Origin of the sequence: Streptomyces sp. NPDC002490, from assembly GCF_040296045.1 — a bacterium.
Lineage (GTDB): Bacteria > Actinomycetota > Actinomycetes > Streptomycetales > Streptomycetaceae > Streptomyces.
Map to the genome: position 1 here is coordinate 92,445 of NZ_JBEOWM010000002.1, position 24,601 is coordinate 117,045.

The 24,601-nt window shown below is 73.1% G+C and carries 22 protein-coding genes; 9 read left to right on the forward strand and 13 right to left on the reverse strand.

Translation table 11 applies throughout. The features are described from left to right. Positions 1-45: 45 nt before the first annotated feature. Positions 46-492, reverse strand: a complete 447-nt coding sequence (locus tag ABT092_RS01680; protein WP_351238590.1) for a gamma-glutamylcyclotransferase family protein — start codon at positions 490-492, stop codon at positions 46-48. A gap of 88 nt (positions 493-580) precedes the next feature. After that, complete coding sequence (locus tag ABT092_RS01685; protein ID WP_351238592.1) at positions 581-1,198, reverse strand: NADPH-dependent FMN reductase; 618 nt, start codon at positions 1,196-1,198, stop codon at positions 581-583. 347 nt (positions 1,199-1,545) lie between these two features. Between ABT092_RS01685 and ABT092_RS01690 the strand changes: the two genes are divergently transcribed. After that, positions 1,546-2,070, forward strand: coding sequence for a GVDTG sorting domain-containing protein (locus ABT092_RS01690; protein ID WP_351238594.1), 525 nt, complete (start codon positions 1,546-1,548; stop codon positions 2,068-2,070). 115 nt (positions 2,071-2,185) lie between these two features. Then, complete coding sequence (locus ABT092_RS01695; RefSeq protein ID WP_351238596.1) at positions 2,186-2,848, forward strand: class F sortase; 663 nt, start codon at positions 2,186-2,188, stop codon at positions 2,846-2,848. Between the two features lie 38 nt (positions 2,849-2,886). Here ABT092_RS01695 and ABT092_RS01700 read toward each other — a convergent pair whose 3' ends face one another. The 4 genes from ABT092_RS01700 to ABT092_RS01715 form a co-directional block, all read right to left on the reverse strand. Then, positions 2,887-3,546: a hypothetical protein gene (locus ABT092_RS01700; RefSeq protein WP_351238598.1), complete on the reverse strand. Its 660-nt coding sequence runs from the start codon at positions 3,544-3,546 to the stop codon at positions 2,887-2,889. Positions 3,547-3,704: 158 nt separating this feature from the next. After that, a complete protein-coding gene (locus ABT092_RS01705; RefSeq protein ID WP_351238600.1) occupies positions 3,705-4,658 on the reverse strand; it encodes an oxidoreductase in 954 nt (317 codons plus the stop codon). Positions 4,659-4,809: 151 nt separating this feature from the next. Continuing rightward, positions 4,810-7,530: a pyruvate, phosphate dikinase gene (ppdK, locus tag ABT092_RS01710; protein WP_351238602.1), complete on the reverse strand. Its 2,721-nt coding sequence runs from the start codon at positions 7,528-7,530 to the stop codon at positions 4,810-4,812. Positions 7,531-7,933: 403 nt separating this feature from the next. Next, entirely contained in the window at positions 7,934-9,295 is a 1,362-nt protein-coding gene (locus tag ABT092_RS01715; RefSeq protein WP_351238604.1) for a cytochrome P450, read from the reverse strand. 435 nt (positions 9,296-9,730) lie between these two features. On the opposite strand from ABT092_RS01715, the gene ABT092_RS01720 reads away from it, so the two are divergent. Beyond that, complete coding sequence (locus tag ABT092_RS01720; RefSeq protein WP_351238805.1) at positions 9,731-11,668, forward strand: amylo-alpha-1,6-glucosidase; 1,938 nt, start codon at positions 9,731-9,733, stop codon at positions 11,666-11,668. A gap of 15 nt (positions 11,669-11,683) precedes the next feature. On the opposite strand, the gene dusB is transcribed toward ABT092_RS01720, so the two are convergent. Together dusB and ABT092_RS01730 are read right to left on the reverse strand one after the other, a co-directional pair. Further along, positions 11,684-12,844: a tRNA dihydrouridine synthase DusB gene (gene dusB, locus ABT092_RS01725; RefSeq protein ID WP_351238606.1), complete on the reverse strand. Its 1,161-nt coding sequence runs from the start codon at positions 12,842-12,844 to the stop codon at positions 11,684-11,686. Between the two features lie 154 nt (positions 12,845-12,998). Beyond that, entirely contained in the window at positions 12,999-13,295 is a 297-nt protein-coding gene (locus ABT092_RS01730) for a hypothetical protein (protein WP_351238608.1), read from the reverse strand. 363 nt (positions 13,296-13,658) lie between these two features. Here ABT092_RS01730 and ABT092_RS01735 point away from each other — a divergent pair, with 363 nt between their 5' ends. Further along, a complete protein-coding gene (locus tag ABT092_RS01735; RefSeq protein ID WP_351238610.1) occupies positions 13,659-14,381 on the forward strand; it encodes a polysaccharide deacetylase family protein in 723 nt (240 codons plus the stop codon). Positions 14,382-14,602: 221 nt separating this feature from the next. On the opposite strand, the gene ABT092_RS01740 is transcribed toward ABT092_RS01735, so the two are convergent. Then, a complete protein-coding gene (locus ABT092_RS01740; protein ID WP_351238612.1) occupies positions 14,603-15,985 on the reverse strand; it encodes a glycine--tRNA ligase in 1,383 nt (460 codons plus the stop codon). Positions 15,986-16,273: 288 nt separating this feature from the next. Here ABT092_RS01740 and ABT092_RS01745 point away from each other — a divergent pair, with 288 nt between their 5' ends. The 4 genes from ABT092_RS01745 (at position 16,274) to ABT092_RS01760 (ending at position 19,586) form a co-directional block, all read left to right on the forward strand. Next, positions 16,274-17,332: a metal ABC transporter substrate-binding protein gene (locus ABT092_RS01745; protein WP_351238614.1), complete on the forward strand. Its 1,059-nt coding sequence runs from the start codon at positions 16,274-16,276 to the stop codon at positions 17,330-17,332. Then, the gene (locus ABT092_RS01750; RefSeq protein ID WP_351238616.1) at positions 17,329-18,129 is read left to right on the forward strand and encodes a metal ABC transporter ATP-binding protein; all 801 of its coding nucleotides are present in this window, start codon (positions 17,329-17,331) and stop codon (positions 18,127-18,129) included. The genes ABT092_RS01745 and ABT092_RS01750 overlap by 4 nt, the downstream gene beginning before the upstream one ends. A gap of 11 nt (positions 18,130-18,140) precedes the next feature. Then, a complete protein-coding gene (locus ABT092_RS01755; RefSeq protein WP_351238618.1) occupies positions 18,141-19,025 on the forward strand; it encodes a metal ABC transporter permease in 885 nt (294 codons plus the stop codon). A 117-nt stretch (positions 19,026-19,142) separates the two neighbouring features. Next, the gene (locus ABT092_RS01760; RefSeq protein ID WP_351238620.1) at positions 19,143-19,586 is read left to right on the forward strand and encodes a Fur family transcriptional regulator; all 444 of its coding nucleotides are present in this window, start codon (positions 19,143-19,145) and stop codon (positions 19,584-19,586) included. Between the two features lie 36 nt (positions 19,587-19,622). Here the strand turns inward: ABT092_RS01760 and ABT092_RS01765 are convergent, their stop codons facing one another. Together ABT092_RS01765 and recO are read right to left on the reverse strand one after the other, a co-directional pair. Further along, the gene (locus ABT092_RS01765) at positions 19,623-20,453 is read right to left on the reverse strand and encodes an isoprenyl transferase (RefSeq protein WP_351238622.1); all 831 of its coding nucleotides are present in this window, start codon (positions 20,451-20,453) and stop codon (positions 19,623-19,625) included. 19 nt (positions 20,454-20,472) lie between these two features. Next, positions 20,473-21,222, reverse strand: a complete 750-nt coding sequence (gene recO / locus ABT092_RS01770; RefSeq protein WP_351238624.1) for a DNA repair protein RecO — start codon at positions 21,220-21,222, stop codon at positions 20,473-20,475. 97 nt (positions 21,223-21,319) lie between these two features. On the opposite strand from recO, the gene ABT092_RS01775 reads away from it, so the two are divergent. Continuing rightward, entirely contained in the window at positions 21,320-21,697 is a 378-nt protein-coding gene (locus ABT092_RS01775; RefSeq protein ID WP_351238626.1) for a VOC family protein, read from the forward strand. A gap of 44 nt (positions 21,698-21,741) precedes the next feature. Here the strand turns inward: ABT092_RS01775 and ABT092_RS01780 are convergent, their stop codons facing one another. Next, positions 21,742-22,449, reverse strand: a complete 708-nt coding sequence (locus tag ABT092_RS01780; RefSeq protein ID WP_351238628.1) for a TerB family tellurite resistance protein — start codon at positions 22,447-22,449, stop codon at positions 21,742-21,744. Between the two features lie 161 nt (positions 22,450-22,610). Further along, positions 22,611-24,398 (reverse strand): 2-isopropylmalate synthase, encoded by a 1,788-nt coding sequence (gene leuA / locus ABT092_RS01785; RefSeq protein WP_351238630.1) that lies wholly within the window; start codon positions 24,396-24,398, stop codon positions 22,611-22,613. Between the last annotated feature and the right edge of the window lie 203 nt (positions 24,399-24,601).

Sequence of the window (24,601 nt, forward strand, 5' to 3'; positions counted from 1 at the left end):
GGCCCCGACAGTAGTCGGCCGGTCCGGGACCGGGCGGCGGGCGGGTCAGCCGGGGGCGGGGGCGTGGGCGAGCCAGTCGCCGCCGGCGATCGGGGTGCCGGACCGGCGCAGGCGGTCGGCCACCCGGGGCGCCGCGAGGTAGACCCAGGCCGGTACGGCGGTGCCGTCGGGGGTCAGCACCTCGCGCACCACCCGCTCGTACTCGTTGCGGGCGTCGCCCGGGCCGGCGTACTCCTCCAGTGCGTCGAGGGAGGCGAGCAGGGCGTCGTGGTCGGCGGGGCGGACGGTGACCAGGTCGCCGAGGACCTCGGCGGGCGGCGGGGCGGCGACCGCGTACGGGTAGCCGGGGCCGTCGTGGAGGGCGGCGGCCGGCAGCCGGGCCGGGACGACGGTGGCGAGGGCGTCCCGCAGGTGGCTGTCGTGGTAGGTGCCGCCGGGGCGCAGGGTGCCGTACACGAAGAACGGCAGGGCGGCGGGGTGGGCGCTGGGCATCGGGACGGCCGTCCTCTCGGGTGGTGCGGGGCCGGCCGGCCCCGCCTTTGGCGATGGTGCCAAGGAGGCGGGGCCGGGCGGAAGGCGATCAGGTGCGGTAGGGGTGCTCCGCCCTGCCGTCCCGCAGGGCCCGGGCCCACCAGGTCAGCTGGTCGAGCAGGGTCTTCGCGGCGCCACCGGCCGCGGCGGGGTCCCGGAGCCGGCCGGTGTCGTCGAAGCGGTCGTGGGCGTGGGCGAAGGAGACGGTGTCGCGGACGGTGACGGCGTGCAGTTCGGCGAAGACCTGGCGCAGGTGCTCCACGGCGCGCAGCCCCCCGGAGACTCCGCCGTAGGAGACGAAGGCGACCGGCTTGGCGTGCCACTCGGCGTGGTGCCAGTCGATGAGGTTCTTCAGGGGTGCCGGGTAGGAGTGGTTGTACTCGGGGGTGACCACCACGAAGGCGTCGGCGGCGGCCAGTACGGGGCCGACCTTGGCGAGTTCGGCGCCCTGCTGCGGGGTCGGCCGGCCGGTCAGCGCGGTGGGCAGGTCGACGGCGGCGACGTCCACCAGGTCGGCGTGGAGTTCGGGGCGCGGCGCGATCTCGCCCAGCAGCCACCGGGCGACGACCGGGCCGAAGCGGCCCTCCCGGTTGCTGCCGAGGATCACCGCGATCCGCAGCGGCTGCGGGGGCGGGGTGGTGCCGGAGGATCTCGGGTCTGTGGTCATGCGTCAGACCCTGTTACCTCGACCAATGTTGAGGTCAAGCAGGCTGCCGACCGGGCGGGCGAACCGGCCACTGCGCCCGCCCGCCGGACCACGGACGGGGGCTCCTCCCACGGGCGGGGTCACCCGTTCGTCGGCCCCCTCACCCGCCCCGTGGAACTTTCCGTCGGCACCGCCATGACCTGCTGCAACGCCCGCGCGCACAGGGGGACGGTCCACCGTTCGCCGGTATCCGCCGCGGGGCGCCGGGAGGCGGGGCGGGGCGGGAGGCCGTTCCCTCGTGGTGCGAGGACGTGACCGAAACCGCGGCACTTGGGGGCCGCCGGGCACGCCCGGCCGAGGAGCGATCCATGCGCACTGCCCGCCCGCTGAGCGCCGCCGTGTTCGCCGTCGCCCTGGTGGGCCTCGCCGCCGGCCCCGCCGCCGGCGGCGACGGGCCGGGCACGACCGTGTCGCCGGCCACGGCGGTGCCCGGCGACCCGGTGGTGCTGCGCTCGGACGGGTGCGGCACGGGCGGCGCCGCGGTGGGCGACGCCAGTGCGGTGGGCGCGGGGTCCTTCGCGCTGGCCCCCGAGACCGCCGGGGGTCCCGCGGTGGGCCGGTTCACGGTGCCCCCCGGGGCCCACCCGGGCACCTACGAGATCGCGGTGCGCTGCGCGGACGGCAGCAGCCCGGTGGCTGACCTGGCGGTCGTCCTGGACGGGGCGGCGGCCGAGGCGGTGCCCGCGCACCCGCGGGGGCACGTGAACACGGGGGTCGGCGGCGCCTTGGGCCCCGACCCCGTCCAGACCGCGGCGGGCGTGGCGGCGCTGGCCGTCGCCGCCGCGGGCGGTACCTGGCTCCTGCATCGCCGGGCGAGAGGCGACGGGATCTGACGGACAACCTCCGCTGTCCACCGGTACCGCCATCCGCTCCTCCTCCGGTCCCGCGGCTCCTCGCCGGGGCCGGAGGAGGCAGCGGGAACCGGCTCCACGACCCGAGGGGGACGTCATGCGCACACCGGGCCAGCCGCGGCGCACTCCGGCGCGGCGGTGCGGCGACGCGGCGATAGCCGGCGGCACGGCGCTGTTCCTGTGCCTGGGCGTCTGGCTGCTGCACGACACGGGCGCCCCGCGGCTGCCGCCGCAGCCGTCCGACGCCCAGTCCGCCGCGGCCCGCCCCGGGGGCGCGCAGGATTCCGAGGGCGCCCCGGCGCTCGCCCCGTCGCCTCCCGACCGCATCCGCATCCCGGCGATCGGGGTGGACGCCCCCCTGATGGGCCTGCGGTTGACCGCGGGCGGCAGCCTGGACGTCCCCCCGCCCGACCGGCCGGAGCTCGCGGGCTGGTACGAGGCCGGGACCACTCCGGGGGAACGGGGCACGGCCGTCGTCGCGGGGCACGTCGACAACGCGGACGGGCCGGCGGTGTTCTACCGCCTCGGTGCGCTGACCCGCGGACAGCGGATCGAGGTGGACCGGCGGGACGGGTCGGTGGCCGTCTTCACCGTCACCGCCGTCGAGGTGCACCCGGGCGAGGAATTCCCGGACGAGCGGGTGTACGGTCCGGCGCCCGGCCCCGAGCTCCGGGTGATCACCTGCGGCGGACCGTACTCGAAGCGGACCGGGTACGCGGGGAACGTGGTGGTCTTCGCCCGGTTGACGGGCGGCCGGTGAGTCCGGGTCCGTGTGGGGTCGGACCCGGCGGGCGGACCTCAGTCCAGGTGGGACACCTCGAACACGGCGCGGGCCTCGGTGGCGTCCCACTGCTTCCCCATCCCCTGGAGGACGGTGGTGCCGGTGCGCAGCAGTCCGTTGGCGCGGGCGTGACGGGCTCCGGTGTCCAACCGGTGCCAGATCAGCGGGTTGTCGCTGAGGACCTTGGGGTCGACCTCCAGGCGGTTGCCGAGGGCGTCCCGCAGCACCAGCCGGGGTTGCAGGCCGTCGCCGTGGCGGACCGAGACCAGCAGGTCGGTGGCGACCCGCCGGGTGCGCCACAGCCCGCGCACGGCCAGCCAGCCGGGGCCGGCGGTCACCCGCGAGGGGTGCAGCACCCCGTACAGCAGCAGGGCGAGCAGCGCCCACAGTGCGGCGCGGGCCGGGGTGAGGCTGCCGTTGCCGACGTCGACCAGGCCGACCAGGGCGAGCAGCGCGAGTGCGCAACAGACGGCGTCCCGGCGGTCACTGGTCCACCGGCGGTCGACGGTGACGTCGGGGGCCCGGAGGGGCCCGGTGGGGGCGGGGGCGGCGGTGTCGAACGCGATCCAGGCGAGGCCCCCGTCCGCAGGGGCGGGCGGGCCGCCCCGGGGCGTGGAGTCGGGGTCGTCGGGGTCGTCGTCGGCGTGGTCGGCGTGCGGCGTTCTGTCACATCCCATGCATGGCACGGTAGAACGACGGCCCCGTCACGTCAGCGGGATTGACGGGGTTTAGATGGTTCGCTGACCCGTCCCTTGCCGACGGTGCCGACCCCGGGACCGCCCGGGAACCGGGGCGTCCGGTCCGCGGAGCCGTTCGGGTCCAGGTCAGCGGCCGGTCAGGAGGCGGTGTCCGGGTCCGTCGCCAGCTCCGGCCAGGTGACCCCGGTGAGCCGGACGGATTCCTCCCACAACCGGCCGGAGGCGCGGTCGTCGGTGGTCCAGCGGGCCCGGCGGGCCGGCGCCGGGGCGCCCCGCCAGGCGAGCACGGCGGGCCCGGTGAAGGAGTCGGGACGCACCCCGGGGGCGGTGGCCGCGTACAGCGTGGGCAGCGCCCCGGCTTCGGCGCTCTGCGCCAGCAGCAGGTTGCCCAGTTCGATGACGCGCTCGGCGGAGCGGCGGCCCTCCATCCGCGGGGCGGCCGTCTGGAGGTTGGTGCGGGCGTACCCGGGGTGGGCGGCGGCGACGACCGGGTGGCCGCCGCGGGCGGCGAGCCGGCGGGCGAGTTCGTGGACGAAGAGCAGGTTGGCGGTCTTGGACCGCCCGTACGCGGTCCACCGCCGGTACCCGCGGGTGCTGTTGAGGTCGTGGATGTCGATGTTCGCGGTGTGGTGCATGAAGCTGGAGACGGTGACGATCCGGGAGCCGGGGGTGGCGAGCAGGCTCGGCAGCAACAGCCCGGTCAGGGCGAAGTGGCCGAGGTGGTTGACGCCGAACTGCATCTCGAAGCCGTCGGCGGTGAGCCGGTGCGGCAGGGCCATCACCCCGGCGTTGTTGACCAGCAGGTCGAGCCGCCGGTCGCCGGCCGTGCGCCAGGCGTCCGCGAATCCCCGCACCGACTCCAGGTCGGCCAGGTCCAACGGGGCGAACTCCACATCGGCGCCCGGGACCTCGGCCCGCAGCCGGTCCCGGGCGGCCCTGCCGCGCTCGGCGCTGCGGCAGGCCAGCACCACCCGGGCGCCGCGCCGGGCGAGGGCCCGGGCGGTGGCGTGGCCGAGGCCGCTGTTGGCTCCGGTCACGATCGCCGTCCGACCGCGCTGGTCGGGGATGTCGTGCTCGCTCCAGCCGCTCATTGCGTGTGCTCCTCACCAGGTGGGCCCGGGACCTCCGCCCCTCCATCGTCCACCACGCGGGCGCCGTCCGGCGCGGGCGGGGTGCGCCGCAGCCGCCGCCGGTCGGTGAGGGTGACCGGCGGCGGCTGCGGGGTCTCGGGTCCGTCGGCGGTCAGCGGTGGTCGCTGCCGGCCGACTCGTTGGCGGCGCGGGCGGCCTCCAGCCGGGCCACCGGGATGCGGAAGGGGGAGCAGGAGACGTAGTCGAGGCCGACCTCGTGGAAGAAGTGCACCGACTCCGGGTCGCCGCCGTGCTCGCCGCAGACGCCCAGCTTGAGGTCGGGGCGGGTGGCCCGACCCGCCCGGGCCGCGTCCCGGACCAGCGCCCCGACGCCGTCCCTGTCGATGGTCTCGAACGGGGAGACCCCGAAGATGCCCTTCTCCAGGTAGGCGGTGAAGAAGCTGGCCTCCACGTCGTCGCGGGAGAAGCCCCACACGGTCTGGGTCAGGTCGTTGGTGCCGAACGAGAAGAACTCGGCGGCCTCGGCGATCTGTCCGGCGGTGAGCGCGGCCCGGGGCAGCTCGATCATGGTGCCGAGGGCCAGCTTGAGGTCGACGTTGTGGGCCCGCTCGACCTCGGCGATGACCTGCTGGGCCTCGTCGCGGACGATCTCCAGCTCCTGGACGGTGCCCACCAGCGGGATCATGATCTCCACCCGGGGGTCGCCGCCGGCCTCCCGCCGGGCCGCGGCGGCCCGGGCGATGGCCCGCACCTGCATGGCGAACAGACCGGGGATGACCAGGCCGAGCCGGACGCCGCGCAGCCCCAGCATCGGGTTCTGCTCGTGCAGCCGGTGGACGGCCTGGAGCAGCCGCAGGTCGTTCTCGTTGGCGTCCTGGCGGGACTCGGCGAGCGCCACCCGTACCGACAGCTCCGTGATGTCGGGCAGGAACTCGTGCAGCGGCGGGTCGAGGAGGCGGACGGTGACGGGCAGTCCGTCCATCCCCTCGAAGAGCTCCACGAAGTCGCTCTCCTGGAGCGGCAGCAGCCGGGCGAGGGACTCCTCGCGCTCCTGGTCGGTGTCGGCGAGGATCAGCCGCTCGACGTACTCCCGGCGCTCGCCGAGGAACATGTGCTCGGTGCGGCACAGGCCGATGCCCTGGGCGCCGAAGCGGCGGGCGCGCAGCGCGTCCTCGGCGTTGTCGGCGTTGGCGCGCACCCGCAGCCGGCGGACCCGGTCGGCGTAGGCCATGATCCGGTGGACGGCGACGACGAGTTCGTCGGCGTCGTCGGCGCCGGCGTGCATCCGGCCCTCGAAGTACTCGACGACGGGCGAGGGAACGACGGGCACCTCACCGAGGTACACCTTGCCGGTGGAGCCGTCGATGGAGACCAGGTCGCCCTCCTCCACCACGATCCCGCCGGGCGCGGTCATCCGGCGCCGCTTGGTGTCGACCTCCAACTCCTCGGCGCCGCAGACGCAGGTCTTGCCCATGCCGCGGGCCACCACGGCGGCGTGCGAGGTCTTGCCGCCGCGGGAGGTCAGGATGCCCTCCGCGGCGATCATGCCGTCGAGGTCGTCGGGGTTGGTCTCGCGGCGGATCAGGATGACCCGCTCGCCGGAGCGGGACCACTTGATGGCGGTGTACGAGTCGAAGACGGCCTTGCCCACGGCGGCGCCGGGCGAGGCGGCGATGCCCCGGGCGATCCGGTCGACCTGCGCGGCCTCGTCGAACTTGGGGAACATCAGCTGGGCGAGCTGGGCCCCGGTGACCCGCTGGAGGGCCTCGGCCTCGTCGATGAGGCCCTGGTCGAGGAGTTGGGTGGCGATCCGGAAGGCGGCCCCGGCGGTGCGCTTGCCGACCCGGGTCTGGAGCATCCACAGCTTGCCGCGCTCGATCGTGAACTCGATGTCGCACAGGTCCTTGTAGTGGTTCTCCAGGGTCTCCATGATCTGCATGAGCCGGTCGTAGGAGTCCTTGTCGAGCTTCTCCAGCTCGGCCAGCGGCACGGTGTTGCGGATGCCGGCGACGACGTCCTCGCCCTGGGCGTTCTGGAGGTAGTCGCCGTACACGCCCTGCTGGCCGCTGGCCGGGTCGCGGGTGAAGGCGACTCCGGTGCCGGAGTCGGGGCCGAGGTTGCCGAAGACCATGGAGCAGACGTTGACCGCGGTGCCGAGGTCGTGCGGGATGCGCTCCTGGCGACGGTAGAGCTTGGCGCGGTCGCCGTTCCAGGACTCGAAGACGGCCCGGATCGCCAGGTCCATCTGCTCGCGCGGGTCCTGCGGGAACTCCCGGCCGGCCTCGGTGCGCACGATCCGCTTGAACCGCTTGACGAGCTTCTTGAGGTCGGCGGCGTCGAGGTCGGTGTCCACGGTGACGCCCTTGGCGGCCTTGGCCTCCTCCAGCGCCTCCTCGAACAGTTCGCCGTCCACGTCGAGGACCGTCTTGCCGAACATCTGGACGAGTCGCCGGTAGGAGTCCCAGGCGAACCGCTCGTTGCCGGACTGGGCCGCGAGACCCTCCACCGACTCGTCGAAGAGCCCGATGTTGAGGACGGTGTCCATCATGCCGGGCATCGAGAACTTGGCGCCGGAGCGCACCGAGACCAACAGCGGGTCGTCGGGCTGGCCGAGTCTCTTGCCCATCCGTTCTTCGAGGGCGGCCAGATGGGCGGTCACCTCGTCACGGAGTGCCGCGGGCTCCGTTCCGCTCTCCAGGTAGACCTTGCAGGCGTCGGTGGTGATGGTGAACCCGGGGGGTACGGGAAGACCGAGGTTGGTCATCTCGGCGAGGTTTGCGCCCTTCCCGCCGAGCAGGTCCTTGAGGTCCTTGTTGCCTTCAGTGAAGTCGTAAACGAACTTCGCGACATGAGGCGCTTTGTTTTCCGACACGGGTTCGACTCCCCAAGGACTCGGTGGCTGCCCTGACGGCGAGGAACATACCCAGATCGAAGGCTTCTGGGTACGTCCACCTGCCTGTCATACGACCGCAACCACTCTTCCGCCAGGAGATCGAAAGCCTTCCCGGAGCCTGCGGCGAGGGGGCTTGCGTTCACCTCTTGAAGTCAACAAAACCTGAACATGCCATGGAACGCTCAGATGAGCGGATATCAACCCACTTGATTTCGACGCCCGAAGGAAAATGGGGTGGCACCCGGTGCCACCCCTTGGAGAAGTGCATTCGCTCATTTGAGCAGCCACCCACTCAGGGGTGGCGAGGATCACGTAGGCTCCGGCCCGCGCGTCCCACGATCCGGACGCGCCCGCGCACGCCGGAGGCGCCCCTGCGATCCGGTCAGTCGGCCGGTGCGGTCAGCGTCACGGGCAGCCCGTCCCGCGGCACCGGCAGCGTGCTGAAGTCGAGCGTCCAGGTGTAGTCCCCGGGCACCGACCAGGCGCGCGAGCGCAACAGGCAGTGCATGACCGCCTTGGCCTGGAAGCCGGAGAAGTGCCGGCCCATGCAGGTGTGGATGCCCCCGCCGAACGGGAACCAGGAGTACGGGTGGGTGATCTCCGACTGCCGTTCGGGCGCGAAGCGCTCCGGGTCGAAGCGCTCCGGGTCGGGCCAGTGCTCGGGCATGTGGTGGTTGGTGTGGATGGTGAGGCTGACCAGGGACCCGGCCGGGATGTGGTAGCCGAGGACCGCCGTGTCGCGCACCGCCACCCGCGGCAGCAGCGGCACCGGCGCGCAGAGCCGCAGCGACTCCCGCATCACCAGGTCCATCGAGCGCAGCGAGTCCAACTCCGCCGTCGTGGCCGCCCCCGGACCGAGCGCCAGCGACTCCGCGCGGCAGCGCTCCTGCCACGCCGGGTGGCGGGCCAGGTGGTACGCCATGGTCATCAGGGTGATCGTGGAGGTGTCGTGCGCGGCCATCAGCATGAAGATCATGTGGTTGGCGATCTCGGAGTCGCTGAAGCGCTGCCCGTCCTCCGTCTCGGCGGTGCACAGCGCCGCGAACAGGTCCTCGCCCCCGTTCGCCCGCTTCTGCGGGATGTGCCGGACGAAGAAGTCCACCAATTGACGGCGGGCCTTCAGGCCCCGGCTCCAGCGCAGCCCGGGCACCGGCACCCGGACCACGGCGAGCCCGGCCCGCACCGCCTCCGTGAAGGCCCGCTCCACCCGGCGGATCTCCCCGCTGCCCAACTCCAGCCCCACGAAGGCGCTGATCGCCATGTCCGTGGCCAGCCGGCGGAACAACGGCAGCAGGGTCTGCCGGCCCGGCTGCCAGGAACCGATGCCGCGCTCCGCGATGTCGTGGACCCGGTCGAGGTAGGCGACCATCCGCTCCCGGGTGAACGCCTGTTGCATCAGCCGGCGGTGGGCCAGGTGCTCCTCGAAGTCGAGCAGCATCAGCCCCCGGTCGAAGAACGGACCGATGAAGAAGTCCCAGGCGGGGCCGGAGGCGAACGCCCGGTCCTGGTTGGTCAGCACGACCTCGGCGGCCTCCGGCCCCTGGACGGTCACCAAGGGGCGGCCCAGGAAGTTGCCCCAGGAGACCGGGCCGTAGCGCTCCATCCGGTCCCGGTGGAGCCTGACCGGGTCACGCATCATGGCCAGCGCGTACCCCACGTACGGCGGACCCGGATCTCCCTGCACCCCCGAAAGCCCGCTGCCTTCCGGCGCGGGGGCGAGAAGTCGCGATTCACTACGAGTCATCGGAAATCCTTCCGTTCACACGGCGGCCCCCGGTCCCGCCCGAAGATGCGCACCTGCCCGGTGTCTCGACACCGGAGCGCCGACAGCGCCCGGATGCTCCCCCGGACTCTCTGGAGCCCAACGCCCCGACCCCCGCCCGGGTCACGCCCGCAATCAGGTCCACCGGACAGGTGAACGGCCCGCTCCGCCGCGGAGCCCGGGAGCCCCGGCACGGCGCACCGTCGTGCTCCCGGACGACGCGCATGGGGACCCGACCGCCGGCGTGCGCACCGGGTGGGTGTGACGCGCGCCGTAACCGTCACGCCGGGCCGGGGCACCCTGTTAAATGGTCGCCACCCCGGCCCCGCCCGGCAGGCGCACCACCGGGGCGCCCCGGCGCCCCGCCTCCGCCTGCCCGCGCACCCGCCGGACCACGGGACGAAGGAGTCACCGATGTTGACCGATCCGCGCCATGTCCTGGTGCACGGCGGGACGTTCGTCTCCGTGGGGGTCGGCGGTGAGATCACCGGGACGCACTCCGGTCACGCCCCGGACGGGCTGTTCGTCCGGGACGCCCGGCACCTGAGCCGCTGGCAACTCACCGTGGACGGTGCGGTGCCGTGGGTGCTCGTGCCGGTGGAACCCGGAGACACCGCCCGTTGCGTGCTGGTGCCGCGGGTCGGCCTCGAAGAGCCGCCCTCCTGCACCGTGCTGCGCGAACAGGCGGTCGCGGAGCACGGGTTGGTGGAGTCGCTGCGGGTGGTGGGCAACCGGGCGGTGCCCACCGCGGTGCGCCTGGCCCTGACCGTCGACGCCGACTTCGCCGACCCGTTCGAACTCCGCCACGACCACCGCACTTACTGCAAGACCGGTGCCGTGCGCGCCCGCCGGGCCACCGGGGACGGGGTGGTCTTCGACTACCACCGCGGGGAGTGGGCCTCCCGCACCGAAGTCGTGTGCACGCCCGCTCCGGACGCCGTCGAGGAGACCGGCACCGGGGCCCGCCGGCTGGTGTGGGCGCTGGAACTGCCCCCGGAGGGCACCGTCGAACTGCTGCTCAGGGTCACCGCCCATCCGCACGGGGCCCCGCACCCCGCCCGGGTACCCGGGTCACCCGGCGAGGTGATCCGCGAACTCCGGGCTCTGCAAGACGAGTTGACCCCGCGCACCCGACTCGACCCGCGTCCCGAATGGCCGGGCCTGGCGGACGTCTGCGCCCAGGGCCTCGCCGATCTGGCCGTGCTCCGGGTGCCGGCCACCGGCCCGGACGGCGAGGACGTACGGGTACCGGCCGCGGGCGTCCCGTGGTTCTCCGCGATGCTCGCCCGGGACGCCCTGCTGACCTCGTTGTTCAGCGTGGAGCACCTGCCGGCGCTGGCCGCCGCCACCCTCGCCGCGCTCGCCGCGACCCAGGCCGGCGCCGAGGCCCCCGAGCCGGGGAAGATCGTGCACGAGGTACGGCACGGGGAGTTGGCCCACTTCGGGCAGGTGCCGTACGGCCGCTGCTACGGCTCCGTGGACGCCACCCCGCTGTTCCTGGTGCTGCTCGGCGCCTACACCGCGACCACCGGGGACCGCACGCTCGCCCGGCGCCTGGAGCCGCACGCCCGGGCCGCCGTCGACTGGTTGCTCGACCACGGCGGGCTCGCCGAACACGGCTACCTGGTCCACCGCGCGGACGGGTCCGGGCCCGCCGGCCGGGGCTGGAAGGACTCCCCCGGCGCGATCTGCCGCGCGGACGGCACCCCCGCGACGGGCCCGGTACGGGCCGCGGGCGCCCAGGGCTACGCGTACGACGCCCTGCGCAGGGCCACCTTCCTGGCCCGCACCGCCTGGGCCGACCCGGCGTACGCGGCCCGGCTGAACCGGACCGCGACCGCGCTGCGGACCCGGTTCCCCGGGGACTTCTGGATGGCCGAGCACGACTTCCCCGCCCTCGCCCTGGACGAGCACGGCAAGCCGCTGGACGCCCTCGGCTCGGACGCCGGGCACCTGTTGTGGTCCGGGCTGCTGGACGAGGAGCACGGCCGGGCGGTGGGGCGGCGGCTGCTGGCCCCGGACTTCTTCTCCGGCTGGGGCGTGCGCACCCTCGCCGCCGGGCAGGGCGCCTACCACCCGCTCTCCTCGCACCGGGGCGCGGTGTGGCCGCACGACAACGCGGTGATCGCCCTGGGGCTGGCCCGCTACGGGCTGCACGCGGAGGCGCGCACGGTGGCGCGCGGGGTGCTGGCCGCCGCCCGGGCGGGCGGCAACCGGGTGCCCGAGGTCCTGTCGGGCCATCCCCGCGACACCCATCCGGTGCCGGTGCCCCACCCGCACTCCGGGGTGCGCCAGTCGCGCTCCGCGGCGACGCCGCTGGCCCTGCTCACCGCGGTGGGCGACCGCGCCGGCTGAGGCCGGCGCGGGCCGTCAGCCGCCGGAGGTGTCGAGTTCCGCGTCCTCGCCGACACCGGCGCAGTCGTACGGGTCCTTCAGCCAGCCCTCCGGCAGCACCACCCGGTTGTTGCCGGAGGTGCGCCCGCGGGGGCCGTCCGCGCCCGCGGGCCAGGACTGGTCGAGGTCCAGTTCCGCCAGTCCCTCCGCCAGTTCCGCGAGCGAGGAGGTGACGGCGAGCCGCTTGCGCATCTCGGAGCCGACCGCGAAGCCCTTCAGGTACCAGGCGACGTGCTTGCGGAAGTCGATGACGCCCCGCGCCTCGTCGCCCAGCCACTCCCCCAGCAGGGTCGCGTGCCGCACCATGACCCGCACCACTTCGGCCAGCGGGGGCGCGGCCGGGCCGCCGGTGCCCTCGAAGGCGGCGACGAGGTCGGCGAAGAGCCAGGGCCGTCCCAGACAGCCGCGGCCCACCACCACGCCGTCGCAGCCCGTCTCGCGGACCATCCGCAGCGCGTCCTCGGCGCACCAGATGTCGCCGTTGCCGAGGACGGGGACCTCCGGCACGTGCTCCTTGAGCCGGGCGATCGCGTCCCAGTCGGCGGTGCCCCCGTAGTGCTGGGCGGCGGTCCGCCCGTGCAGGGCGATCGCGGTGACCCCCTCCTCGACGGCGATCCGGCCGGCGTCCAGGTAGGTGAGGTGGTCCTCGTCGATGCCCTTGCGCATCTTCATGGTCACCGGGAGGTCCCCGGCCCCGGTCACCGCCTCGCGCAGGATCGACCGCAACAGGTTCCGCTTGTACGGGAGCGCGGAGCCGCCGCCCTTGCGGGTGACCTTGGGGACGGGGCAGCCGAAGTTCAGGTCGATGTGGTCGGCGAGGCCCTCCTCGGCGATCATCCGCACCGCCTTGCCCACGGTCGCCGGGTCCACTCCGTACAGCTGGAGCGAGCGCGGGGTCTCGCTGGCGTCGAACCGGATGAGCTGCATGGTCTTCTCGTTGCGCTCGACCAGGGCCCGGGTGGTGATCATCTCGCTGACGAACAGCCCCTTGCCCCCGCTGAACTCCCGGCACAGCGTGCGGAAGGGCGCGTTGGTGATGCCCGCCATGGGGGCGAGCACCACCGGCGGGTGCACGGGGTGCGGGCCGATGGCGAGGGCGGGCGCCGGGGCGGTGGCGGGGGTTTCGGGGGATGTCATCGCGGTGTCGACCATCGAGGGGTGCGGGGACGGGGGCACTCCCATTGTCGCGCACCGCGGGAGCGTCCCGTCCCCGGGCTGGGGTCCGCGACCGCACCCGGGTGGCCGACGGCCCCGGGCCGGTGACCCGCTGTGCCCGAACGTCGCTCCTGCGTCACCTGCGGGTACCGCGGCGGGGGCGGGCCCGCGGCCGTCCGACGCAAGGCGGTCGCGAGCGGGGACGGCCGGCGGAGACGATCACCGGGCCGGTGTGCAGCAGCAGCGCGGGGCACTCGGAGGCCGACCAGACCTCCCCGTGGTCCCCGAGCAGCCGGGCGTCCGAGTCGATCATGTCCTCGGGGTGGCAGCCCAGCCGCCAACCCTCGGGGTGCGGGCGCAGTCCCCGCTCGAACAGGGGCGCCAAGGGGCCGCAGGCCGCGAGGAGTTCGCCGCGGGTGGGCGCCGTGGGCACTGCCGTTGCGCCCGATCAGCACGGTGAGGGGCGCCAACGGGAGCGCCTCGCCGCGGAAGCTCTTGAAGGCGGTGAGGCGGACCTCTTCGATGGCCAGGGCAGTCACACCGGCCAAGTTACCCCGGGGCTCCGGGTCCGGGCGGAATCCCCGGTTCTCGTACCGCCGTGCCGCCGGCTCCAGTTCAATGGCACCCGGTCGGGAACGCACGGGCGTGCGGACCCGGCCGCGTGGTGGGGGCGGACACGTGAGGGGACGGACGTCCGTCCCCGGGCGGCACGTGTCAGGAGCGCGGGCCCGGACCCGGTCCGGGGTCGCCCCCGACCACGGCGACCCGTCCGATCGAGAGGAACGGTACGCACGACATGACGAAGCACAGCAGGCCGCGGGCCTGGCTCGGTGCCGCCCTGGCCGCCCTGGTGACGGTGGCGTTGCTGCCCGGGACCGCCCGGGCCGAGGACGACCCCGAGCGGGACTGCTCGGCCGGTTACGTGGCCCTCACCTTCGACGACGGTCCGACCGCCGCCACCCCCGCGTATCTGAAGGCGCTGCGGGACGCCGACGTCAGGGCCACCTTCTTCGTGACCGGTGCGGCGGCCCGGGAGCGTCCGGAGGGCACCGGGCGGATCGCCGCGGCGGGCCACCACATCGGCAACCACTCGTACACGCACCCGAACCTGGTCGCCCTGGACGCCGCCGCCGCGTTCGCGGAACTGCGCGACACCAGCCGGCTGGTGAGGGAGCAGACGGGCCGGGCGCCGCGGCTCTTCCGTCCGCCGTTCGGCAGCACCGACGCCCGGACCCGGCAGGACGCGGCACGGCTGGGGATGACCGAGGTCATCTGGACGACCGACACCGTCGACTGGAGCGGCATCCCCACCGACGCGGTGGTGGCGAACGCGCTGGCCGTGCGGCCGGGCGGGATCGTCCTGCTCCACGACGGACTGCCGAACACCCTGGCGGCGATCCCGCGGATCGTGGACGGGCTCGCCGCGCGCAAGCTGTGCGCGGGCCGCATCGTGCGCTCGGCGGAGCCGGTGCAGGCGTGGCCGGGCCTGACCTTCCACGCCCGGGCGGCGCGCTGGTGAGGTGATCCGCGGTGACCGTCCGGGCGGGGCTTCAACCGGGCGAAGACGTCACGCTGCCGCCGCACTGCCGCCCTCGATCGTCGAGGACGTCGGCGGCCAGCGCCACCACGTCCGGCTGAGCACCGCCGGCGCACACGAGCCCGGCCCCGGTTCCCGCGCGTGCGGGGCCGGGGCCGGGGGTGCGCCACCGGGCCGGGTCCCCCGGCCCGGTGGCGGCGGGTTCAGCAGCCGATCAGGCGGGCGGCGAGGTAGCCCTCGATCTGGTCGAGGGAGACCCGCTCCTGCTTCATCGAGTCGCGCTCCCGGACGGTGACCGCGTTGTCGTCGAGGGTGTCGAAGTCGACGGTGACGCAGAACGGGGTGCCGATCTCGTCCTGACGGCGGTAACGACGGCCGATGGCGCCGGCGTCGTCGAACTCGATGTTCCAGTGCTGGCGCAGCGCGGTGGCCAGGCCCTTGGCCTTGGGCGACAGCTCCGGGTTGCGGGACAGCGGCAGCACGGCGACCTTGACCGGCGCCAGGCGCGGGTCGAGGCGCAGCACGACGCGCTTCTCCAACTTGCCCTTGGCGTTGGGGGCTTCGTCCTCGACGTAGGCGTCCAGGAGGAAGGCCAGCATGGTGCGGCCGACGCCCGCGGCGGGCTCGATGACGTAGGGGGTCCAGCGCTCGCCGGCCTCCTGGTCGAAGTACGACAGGTCCTGGCCGGACGCCTTGGAGTGCGCGGACAGGTCGTAGTCGGTGCGGTTGGCGACGCCCTCCAACTCGCCCCACTCGTTGCCGCCGAAGCGGAAGCGGTACTCGATGTCGGCGGTGCGCTTGGAGTAGTGGGAGAGCTTCTCCTGCGCGTGCTCGTACCAGCGCATGTTCTCCTCGCGCAGGCCCAGGCCGGTGTACCAGTTCCAGCGCTGCTCCATCCAGTACTCCTGCCACTGCTCGTCCTCGCCCGGCTTGACGAAGAACTCCATCTCCATCTGCTCGAACTCGCGGGTGCGGAAGATGAAGTTGCCGGGCGTGATCTCGTTGCGGAAGGACTTGCCCATCTGGGCGATGCCGAACGGGGGCTTGCGCCGCGAGGTCTGCTGGACCTGGGAGAAGTTGGTGAAGATGCCCTGCGCGGTCTCGGGGCGCAGGTAGGCGACGGAGCCGCTGTCCTGGGTCGGGCCGAGGTGGGTGGCGAGCAGGCCGGAGAACTGCTTGGGCTCGGTGAACTGGCCCTTGTTGCCGCAGTTGGGGCAGTTGACGTCGGTGAGGCCGTTCTCGGGGAGGCGGCCGTGCTTCGCCTCGTACGCCTCTTCCAGGTGGTCGGCGCGGAAGCGCTTGTGGCAGGAGGTGCACTCGGTGAGCGGGTCGGTGAAGGTGGCGACGTGGCCCGACGCCTCCCAGACCTCGGTGGCGAGGATCACCGAGGAGTCGATGCCGACGACGTCCTCGCGGGACGTGACCATGTAGCGCCACCACTGGCGCTTGATGTTCTCCTTGAGCTCGACGCCCAGCGGCCCGTAGTCCCAGGCGGCGCGCTGGCCCCCGTAGATCTCGCTGCACGGGTAGACGAAGCCACGGCGCTTGCTCAGGCTGACGATGGTGTCGATCTTGTCGGCGGCCACGGTGCTCTCTTCATTACGACGGATGACGACGGGTGACGACGGCGCGAAGCGAATGCTTCCGAGCGAATGCCCAAGGTTACGGCGCAGGCACGGACCGGGCCAACTCCGAATGCCAAAGTCCGCCGGCCGGACCGCGGACGGCGTCCGGGTCCCGTCCCGGGGGCCGGGCGCCCGGGGCGGGCGGAAGTGGATCACGGGTGACGGGCGCCCTCAAGGTCTCGTTCGAGTGATCTGGGCGACAGAGCGGTTTATTGACAATCGTTTCCAGTTTTGTTGAAAATGAGTGTCATGAACGTACGACGCCTGATACCCGGCACCGCCGTCGCGACCACCGCGGTCCTCGGCCTCGCCGCCCTCACCGGCTGCGGAGCCGCCGACGCGTCCGGGGAGGACCGCGGCGGGCCCGGGCTGGACGTCACGGCGTCGTTCTACCCGCTCGGCTACCTGGTCGAGGAGATCGGCGGCGACCGGGTGCGGCTGACCACCCTGACCGAGCCCGGCCAGGAACCGCACGACCTGGAGGTCAGCGCCCGGCAGCGGGCCGCGATGGAGGAGTCCGACCTCGTCCTGTACCTGAAGGGGCTCCAGCCCGCCGTGGACGAGGCGGTCGAGCAGTCCGAGGCCCGCGCCAAGGTCGACGCCACCACCCTCACCGACCTGGAGAAGACCGGCCCGGACGCCCCCGCGAAGGAGCCCGCACACGGCGAGGAGGGCCACGCCCACCAGGACGGCGACGAGCACGGCGAGCCGGACGCACACGCCGAGGAGCACGGCACCGAGGGCGAGGACGCCCACGAGGACCACGGCCACGCCCACGACCACGAGGGCCCCGACCCCCACGTCTGGCTGGACCCGGTGCGCTACGCCGAGGTCGCCGAAGGGGTCGGCGCGGCCCTGGCGAAGGCCGACCCCGACCACTCCGCCGTCTACCGCGACCGCACCGAGGCCCTGGTGAAGCGGCTGGACTCGCTGCACGAGGCGTTCGCCGACGGGCTGCGCAACACCCGCACCAAGGTCTTCATCACCACGCACTCCGCCTTCGGCTACCTCGCCGACCGCTACGGGCTGACCGAGGAGTCGATCAGCGGCCTCGACCCCGAGACCGAGCCGAGCGGCGCCCGGATCAAGGACCTCCAGAAGGTCGCGAAGGCCGACGGCGTGACCACCGTCTTCTACGAGACCCTGGTCTCCGACCGCACCGCGAAGTCCCTCGCCGCCGACACCGGGCTGCGCACCGACGTCCTCGACCCGGTCGAGGGGATCACCGACCACTCCCGCGGCGAGGACTACTTCCAGGTCATGGAGGCCAACCTGACCGCCCTGCGGACCGCACTGGGGGCGAAATGACCACCGCACGCGACCACGTCGACACCCGAGGGCACGACGACCCGGTCATCGCCCTGCGCGGTGTGACGGCCTCCCTGGGCTCCCGCCCGGTGCTGCGCGGGATCGACCTCTCCGTCCACCGCGGCGAGGTCGTGGCGCTGCTCGGGGCCAACGGCTCCGGCAAGTCCACCGCGGTGCGCACCATCATCGGCCAGGTCCCGATCGACGACGGCACCGTCGAACTGTTCGGCACCCCCCGCCACCGCTTCCGCGACTGGGCGCGCGTCGGCTACGTGCCGCAGCGCACCACCGCGGCCAGCGGCGTCCCGGCCACCGTCACCGAGGTCGTCACCTCCGGACGGTTGGCCCGCACCCGGTTCGGGCTGCTGGGCCGCGCCGACCGGGCCGCGGTGCGCGGAGCGCTGGACCGGGTCGGCCTGACCGACCGGGCCAAGGACCCCGTCGACGCGCTCTCCGGCGGCCAGCACCAGCGGGTGCTGATCGCCCGCGCCCTGGCCGCCGAACCCGAGCTCCTGATCATGGACGAGCCGATGGCCGGCGTCGACCTGGCCAGCCAGGAGGTGCTGGCGACCACCCTGCGCGAGCAGGTCGCGGCGGGCGTCTCGGTGCTGCTGGTGCTGCACGAGCTGGGCCCGCTGGAGCCCCTGATCGACCGGGCGGTCGTCCTGCGGGACGGCTGCGTCCTGCACGACGGACCGCCCCCCAAGGCCGTGGGACAGCACGCGCTCCCCGGCCACGACCACGTACACCCGCACGCGGACGGCCCCGAGCCGCTGCGCACGGGACTGCTGAGCTGAGGACGACGGCCATGGAGATTCTCGACTACGCCTTCATGCAGCGGGCGCTGCTCGCCGCCGTGCTCGTCGGCGTCATCGCCCCGGCCGTGGGCATCTACCTGGTCCAGCGGCGCCAGTCGCTGATGGGCGACGGCATCGGCCACGTCGCGATGACCGGCGTCGGCCTCGGCTTCCTGCTGTCGGCGTCCCCGGTGTGGATGGCGATGGCCGTCTCCGTGCTCGGCGCCGTGATCATGGAGCTGATCCGCTGGTACGGCAAGACCCGCGGGGACATCGCCCTCGCCATGCTGTTCTACGGCGGCATGGCCGGCGGCGTCATGTTCATCAACCTCGCGCCCGGCGGCTCCAACGCCAACCTGAACTCCTACCTGTTCGGCTCGCTGTCCACGGTCTCCTCCGAGGACGTGGCGGCGATCTGCCTGCTGGCCGGGTTCGTGGTGCTGGTGACGGTCGGCCTGCGGCGGCAACTCTTCGCGGTCAGCCAGGACGAGGAGTTCGCCCGGGTCACCGGGCTGCCGGTGCGGCTGCTGAACCTGTTGACGGCGGTGACGGCCGCGGTCACGGTCACCGTGGCCATGCGGGTCGTCGGACTGCTGCTGGTCAGCGCGCTGATGGTGGTGCCGGTGGCCGCGGCCCAGCAGTTGACCCGCTCCTTCGCCGCGACCTTCGCGGTGGCCGTCGCCATCGGGGTCTCGGTGGCCCTCGGCGGCACGGTGACCTCGTACTACCAGGACGTTCCGCCCGGCGCGACGATCGTCCTGCTCACCATCGGCGTCTTCATCGCCCTGACCCTCCTCGCCACCCCCTTGGCACGGCGCCGCGCCCGGGCCCGGGCCGCCGCGGAGGCGTCCGCCGAGGGCAGCACCCTGGAGTGCGCGGTGCCCACCTCGCGCTGACGCCCGAAGGCCGCCAACAGGGAGGAAACCACCGCGACGCGGAGGAACGGGAGGGAATCGGGGGACACGGCGGACGACCGATCGTCGCTCCGCACCGGGGGGTCGGCGCCTGGCACAATGGCCGGGCAGGAGACCAGCGAGGAGGCCATCGTGACAGCCCCGGTTCGAGGCAGGTCCACCCGCCAGCGTGCGGCAGTGGCGGCAGCACTCGAAGAGGTGGACGAGTTCCGCAGTGCTCAGGAACTGCACGACATGCTCAAGCACAAGGGCGACTCGGTCGGCCTCACCACGGTCTACCGCACGCTCCAGTCCCTCGCCGACGCCGGCGAGGTCGACGTCCTGCGCACCTCCGAGGGCGAGGCCGTCTACCGCCGGTGCTCCACCGGCGAACACCACCACCACCTGGTCTGCCGCGCCTGCGGCAAGGCCGTCGAGGTGGAGGGGCCCGCGGTGGAGAAGTGGGCCGAGACGATCGCCACCGAACACGGCTTCGTCAACGTGGCCCACACCGTGGAGGTCTTCGGCACCTGCGCCGAGTGTGCGGAGTCGGGCAAGGACTGAGCGGCCCGCCGGGGCCGCCCCGTCCCGGCCGGCACCTCAGCCGGCGCCGCCCGTGAGGAGTTGCTGCTCGTTGGGGATCGCCCCGCCGAAGCGCCGGTCCCGGGAGGCGTACTCCAGGCAGGCCCGCCACAGGTCACGTCGGTCGAAATCCGGCCACAACACGTCCTGGAACACCATCTCGGCGTAACTGCTCTGCCAGATCAGGTAGTTGGACGTGCGCTGCTCGCCGCTGGGCCGCAGGAACAGGTCCACGTCCGGCATGTCCGGGTAGTACAGGTACTTGGCGAAGGTCTTCTCGTTGACCTTCGCCGGGTCCAGCTTGCCGGCGGCCACGTCCCGGGCGATGGCCTGGGCCGCGTCCGCGACCTCGGCCCGCCCGCCGTAGTTGACGCAGAAGTACAGCGTCATGGCGTCGTTGTCCCGGGTCTGCTCCTGGGCGATCTGGAGTTCCTGGACGACCGACTTCCACATCTTCGGCATCCGGCCCACCCAGCGGATGCGGATGCCGAGTTCGTCCATCTCGTCCCGGCGACGGCGGATGACGTCCCGGTTGAAGTTCATCAGGAAGCGGACCTCGTCCGGCGAGCGCTTCCAGTTCTCGGTGGAGAAGGCGTACAGCGAGAGGTTCTTCACCCCCAGCTCCAGACAGCCCTTCAACACGTCGAGGACGACGCCCTCCCCCACCTTGTGGCCCTCGGTGCGCGGCAGCCCGCGGTCCTTGGCCCAGCGGCCGTTGCCGTCCATGACCACCGCCACGTGCTTGGGCACCAGCTCGCCGGGGAGCTTGGGAGGACGGGCACCGGACGGGTGCGGCTCGGGGGTCTTGTACTCGCGCCGGGAACGGCCGAGGAATCCACGTCGTGCCATGCGGGGTCGTCTCTCCTACCTAGGACTTCTCTACGTAACGCAGGGAGCGCAGACCGCGCTCCAGATGCCAGTGCAGATACGCCGACACCAGCCCGCTGCCCTCGCGGGCGTGCCGCGGTTCGCAGGCGTCGGCGGTGGGCCAGTCGCCGGTGAGCAGGGCCCCGAGGAGTTCCAGGGCCTGCGGCGAGGGTACGACGCTGCCGGGCACCCGGCAGTCCCCGCAGACGCTGCCGCCGGCCGCCACCGAGAAGAAGCGGTTCGGGCCGGGCAGGCCGCACCGGGCGCAGTCGCCGAAGCTGGGCGCGTACCCGTTGACGGCGAGCGACCGCAGCAGGAACGCGTCCAGCACCAGGTGCGGCTCGTGCTCCCCCCGCGCCAGGGTCCGCAGCGCCCCGACGAGCAGCAGGTACTGCTGGACGGCCGGCTCCCCCTCGTGGTCGGTGAACCGCTCCGCGGTCTCCAGCATCGCCGTGCCCGCGGTGTAGCGGGCGTAGTCGGCCACGATGCCGCCGCCGTACGGGGCGATCGTCTCGCTCTGGGTGCACAGCGGGAGGCTGCGGCCCACCAGTTCGCTGCCGCGGGCGAAGAACTGCACGTCGACGTGGGAGAACGGTTCGAGTCGGGCACCGAACTTGGACTTGGTGCGGCGCACTCCCCGGGCGACGGCGCGCACCCTGCCGTGGCCGCGGGTCAGAAGGGTGATGATCCGGTCGGCCTCACCGAGCTTCTGGGTCCGCAGCACGACGCCGTCGTCCCGGAACAGACTCATGGCCCCATTCTCCCGCACCCCGGGACCCGGTCGGCCCACGGCCCGAGGACCGGAAACGAGCGCGCGGACGACGGTCCCCCGGGCCTACGATCGGGGCATGATCGCCGAGTTGCAGTGCGTGGTCCTGGACTGTCCCGAACCCACCGAACTGGCCCGCTTCTACGCGGCGCTCCTGGGCGGCGAGATCGACCGCCCCGACGCCGGTTGGAACCTCAGCGCGCAGTGGTCGACCCTGCACACCCCTGCGGGGCAGGTGCTGGCCTTCCAGGGGACCGCCGACCACCGTCCGCCCACCTGGCCGGACCCGGCCCTCCCCCAACAGCTCCACCTCGACCTCACGGTGCCGGACCTGGACCTCGCCCATGACGCGGTCCTCGCGGCCGGCGCCCGCGTCCTGGACGCCGGCGGGCCGGGACGGAGCTGGCGGGTGTACGCGGACCCGGCCGGCCACCCGTTCTGCCTGGTCCGGCACTGAGCCCGGGGGCGCTGCGTCCCTCGCGGGCGGAGCGCCCCCGCTGGCTAGGACGGCGTGGTCCGGGCCTCGGTGAGCAGACGGTTGACGTCCTCGGGGCCAAGGGTGAGGGCACGGCCGACGGTGGCGAGGATGTCGCGCTCGGCGGGGGTGTAGGGGCCGTCCGCGAGGGCGATGCGGGCGCCCTGGAAGAGGAGGCGCTCCCGGCCGGGGGCGGCCAGGTGCGGGGCGAGCGGTTCGAGGGCCTCGTGGAGTTCGATGGCGAAGCCGGTGAGGCCGCTGTCCCCGTAGAGGCCGGGCAGGCGACCGGTGTCGACGCTGACGGCCTCGACGAGGGTGACGAGCTGTTCCTCGTCGCACTCCCGGTAGCCGGCCTGTCGCAGGGCGCTGAGCGCCACCTCGACGGTGCACCGGGCGCCGGTGCCGCCGGCCGCGAGGACGGCGAGGGCGATGGTCTGCACGGCGTCGCGGAGCATCGCGGCGAACCGTCCGGTGGTGGGGCGGTCGAGGACGTCGGTGCCGAAGCGCTCCTGGCAGGTCATGCACTCCACGACGGGTCCGGTCGTCCCGCGGGGCAGCAGCGGGATGCCGAGCACGGCGAACCGGCGGTGGCCGGTGCGGCGTTCGTAGTTGCGGTCGCCGCCGCAGCCCGGGCAGAAGAACGTCCCGTCCGCGACGGTCGTCCAGGAGGTGCGGACCCCCAGCAACCGGCTCCAGCGGTCACCGCGGCCGGTGGGTCCTTTGTTCGGCAGCACGCCACACCTCCGCAACGTCATGGCAACCTCGCCGTGCTGGCGTGATGTTAGCCACATCAACCCGCTGCCGTCAGTACCCACGACGTGAAGCTGGCCGTAACCCGACCAGGCTCCGACCGCCGCGAAGGGCGGCCGGAGCCGGGGACGTGCAGGTCGCGGGGTCAGCGGGCGGCGCGGTTCACCGCGGAGACGACCGCCTTCAGGGACGCACGTGTCGTATTCGCGTCGATGCCGACGCCCCACAGCACCTTGCCGTCGATCGCGCACTCGATGTAGGACGCGGCCTGGGCGGACGCGCCCTCGCTCATGGTGTGCTCCTGGTAGTCCAGCAGGCGCACGTCGATGCCGATGGACTGGAGGGCGTCGAAGAACGCGGAGATGGGACCGTTGCCGGTGCCGCTCAGCACGGTGTCCGCGCCGTCCACGGTGGCCTCGACGGTCAGCGAGTCGGTGCCGTCGGTGTCGGTGGTGGACTGGCCGGTGCGCAGCTGGACGCGGCCCCACGGGTCGTCCGGGTTGGGCAGGTACTCGTCGCGGAAGACGTTCCAGATGTCGGCGGGGGTGACCTCGCCGCCCTCGGCGTCGGTCTTCGCCTGGATGATCTTCGAGAACTCGATCTGCATCCGGCGCGGCAGGTCCAGCTTGTGCTCGTTCTTCAGCACGTAGGCGATGCCGCCCTTGCCGGACTGCGAGTTGACGCGGATCACCGCCTCGTAGGAGCGGCCCACGTCCTTGGGGTCGATGGGCAGGTAGGGGACGGCCCACTCGATGTCGTCGACGGCCTTGCCCTGGGCGGCGGCGCTCGCCTCCATGGCGTCGAAACCCTTCTTGATGGCGTCCTGGTGGGAGCCGGAGAAGGAGGTGTAGACGAGGTCGCCCACGTACGGGTGGCGCGGGTGGACCTCCATCTGGTTGCAGTACTCGGCGGTGCGGCGGACCTCGTCGATGCGGGAGAAGTCGATCTGCGGGTCGACGCCCTGAGAGAACAGGTTCATGCCCAGGGTGACCAGGTCGACGTTGCCGGTGCGCTCGCCCTGGCCGAACAGACAGCCCTCGACGCGGTCGGCGCCGGCCATCAGGGCCAGCTCGGCGGCGGCGACGGCGGTGCCGCGGTCGTTGTGCGGGTGCACAGACAGGCAGACGAACTCGCGGCGGGACAGGTTGCGGCCCATCCACTCGAAGCGGTCGGCGTGGGTGGCGGGCGTGGAGCGCTCGACGGTGGCGGGCAGGTTGAGGATGATCTCCCGGCCGGCCTCCGGCTGCCAGACGTCCATCACCGCCTCGCAGACCTCCAGCGCGAAGTCCAGCTCGGTGTCGGTGAAGATTTCGGGGCTGTACTGGTAGCCGAAGGTGGTGCGGTCGTCCAGCAGCTTCTCGGCGTACTCCACGACCAGGCGGGTGCCGTCGACGGCGATCTGCTTGATCTGCTCCTTGGAGCCCCGGAAGACGACCCGGCGGAAGACCGGGGCGGTCGCGTTGTACAGGTGGACGGTGGCCCGCCGGGCACCCACCAGCGACTCCACGGTCCGCTCGATCAGGTCCTCGCGGGCCTGGGTGAGCACGGAGATCGTCACGTCCTCGGGGATCGCGCCCTCGTCCTCGATGATCGACCGGACGAAGTCGTAGTCGGTCTGTCCGGAGGCCGGGAAGCCGACCTCGATCTCCTTGTAGCCCATGGCCACCAGCAGGTCGAACATCTCCCGCTTGCGGGCGGGCGACATGGGGTCGATCAGCGCCTGGTTGCCGTCGCGCAGGTCGGTGGAGAGCCAGCGGGGCGCCTGCGTGATCCGGTTGTCCGGCCAGCTGCGGTCGGCGATGTCGACCTGCTCGTAGGGCCGGTACTTGTGGATCGGCATCGTGGTGGCCCGCTGGAGGTGCGTCGCGTTGGTGATCGGCGTGGCGCGTCCCACGGGCGCACGGCCGGCAGCGGGCTGGGAAGGGCTGGACATGATGCGTAGGGCTCCTCTTGGTCCACGGGGGACGGCCGACGGCTGAGCGCAACACCGAACTCCGCGGGGAGGGGGTCGGCCTACGACTTACAGGCCCTCGCCGCGGCAGCTAAGGAGAAGCAGCCCGAAACGCATGGTTCGTGCAGCGTAGCCGACCCGCCCCGAGGCCGGTGACTCGTCCCAGTATGCGGGACGTGCGAGGA

Coding starts and splice junctions, on each gene's coding strand:
- ABT092_RS01680 (WP_351238590.1), bottom strand. CDS start 492: ATGCCCAGCGCCCACCCCGCCGCCCTGCCGTTCTTCGTGTACGGCACC.
- ABT092_RS01685 (WP_351238592.1), bottom strand. CDS start 1,198: ATGACCACAGACCCGAGATCCTCCGGCACCACCCCGCCCCCGCAGCCG.
- ABT092_RS01690 (WP_351238594.1), top strand. CDS start 1,546: ATGCGCACTGCCCGCCCGCTGAGCGCCGCCGTGTTCGCCGTCGCCCTG.
- ABT092_RS01695 (WP_351238596.1), top strand. CDS start 2,186: ATGCGCACACCGGGCCAGCCGCGGCGCACTCCGGCGCGGCGGTGCGGC.
- ABT092_RS01700 (WP_351238598.1), bottom strand. CDS start 3,546: ATGGGATGTGACAGAACGCCGCACGCCGACCACGCCGACGACGACCCC.
- ABT092_RS01705 (WP_351238600.1), bottom strand. CDS start 4,658: ATGAGCGGCTGGAGCGAGCACGACATCCCCGACCAGCGCGGTCGGACG.
- ABT092_RS01715 (WP_351238604.1), bottom strand. CDS start 9,295: ATGACTCGTAGTGAATCGCGACTTCTCGCCCCCGCGCCGGAAGGCAGC.
- dusB (WP_351238606.1), bottom strand. CDS start 12,844: ATGACATCCCCCGAAACCCCCGCCACCGCCCCGGCGCCCGCCCTCGCC.
- ABT092_RS01735 (WP_351238610.1), top strand. CDS start 13,659: ATGACGAAGCACAGCAGGCCGCGGGCCTGGCTCGGTGCCGCCCTGGCC.
- ABT092_RS01745 (WP_351238614.1), top strand. CDS start 16,274: ATGAACGTACGACGCCTGATACCCGGCACCGCCGTCGCGACCACCGCG.
- ABT092_RS01750 (WP_351238616.1), top strand. CDS start 17,329: ATGACCACCGCACGCGACCACGTCGACACCCGAGGGCACGACGACCCG.
- ABT092_RS01755 (WP_351238618.1), top strand. CDS start 18,141: ATGGAGATTCTCGACTACGCCTTCATGCAGCGGGCGCTGCTCGCCGCC.
- ABT092_RS01760 (WP_351238620.1), top strand. CDS start 19,143: ATGGCCGGGCAGGAGACCAGCGAGGAGGCCATCGTGACAGCCCCGGTT.
- ABT092_RS01765 (WP_351238622.1), bottom strand. CDS start 20,453: ATGGCACGACGTGGATTCCTCGGCCGTTCCCGGCGCGAGTACAAGACC.
- recO (WP_351238624.1), bottom strand. CDS start 21,222: ATGAGTCTGTTCCGGGACGACGGCGTCGTGCTGCGGACCCAGAAGCTC.
- ABT092_RS01775 (WP_351238626.1), top strand. CDS start 21,320: ATGATCGCCGAGTTGCAGTGCGTGGTCCTGGACTGTCCCGAACCCACC.
- leuA (WP_351238630.1), bottom strand. CDS start 24,398: ATGTCCAGCCCTTCCCAGCCCGCTGCCGGCCGTGCGCCCGTGGGACGC.